This window comes from Ligilactobacillus acidipiscis DSM 15836 (genome assembly GCF_001435755.1).
GTDB lineage: Bacteria > Bacillota > Bacilli > Lactobacillales > Lactobacillaceae > Ligilactobacillus > Ligilactobacillus acidipiscis.
Genome location: NZ_AZFI01000347.1, coordinates 1 through 588, shown reverse-complemented (window position 1 = coordinate 588; position 588 = coordinate 1). Strand labels below are relative to the sequence as shown.

The following is a 588-nucleotide window of genomic DNA, read 5'->3' as shown; positions in this document are numbered from 1 at the left end:
TCACCACACATGTTTTCCCAATTATTAAATCGTGGGTTATTTGGCATAGGAATGTTAAAAAAGACTAAGAAAGTTTATTTCCGCTACCGTAATCGTCAAATGGACGTGAAGACGCTCTATGAGAACCTTTGTCGGACCAAATGGTCCACAAAGGAAAAATACTTATACAGTTCAATGGTAACTTTTGAAGTTGATGGTCGAGAAATGCCTGTTAAGTTAGTTTTTGTAACCAATCGTGGGAATAAAAATAATTACCTAGTTTTAGCTACAACTAAAACCAGTCTAAGACCTGATCAAATCATTCAAATGTATGGAAGACGCTGGCAAATTGAAAGCTACTTTAAGGTAGCTAAGCAGTATCTTCAGTTCGATAAAACTCAGATTCAAAGTTACGATGGGCTATGTGGACATCTATCCATAGTGGCACTTAGCTACGATATCCTTGCATTAAGTCAACGGGAAAATATCGATGAGCGAACGCTCGGAGATATTTTTTATGACTATGAACGAAGTTTGCCGGATATTGATATTTCAGATGCCCTAAGTTGGCTCATTCAAACAATAAATGGTCTAGTAAAGAATTCATGT

1 protein-coding gene is annotated in these 588 nt (G+C 36.7%); it reads left to right on the top strand.

The genetic code is table 11. The features are described 5' to 3' along the window. On the top strand, positions 1 to 588 hold a 588-nt coding region (locus FC65_RS11060; RefSeq protein WP_156408647.1), incomplete at both ends, for a transposase.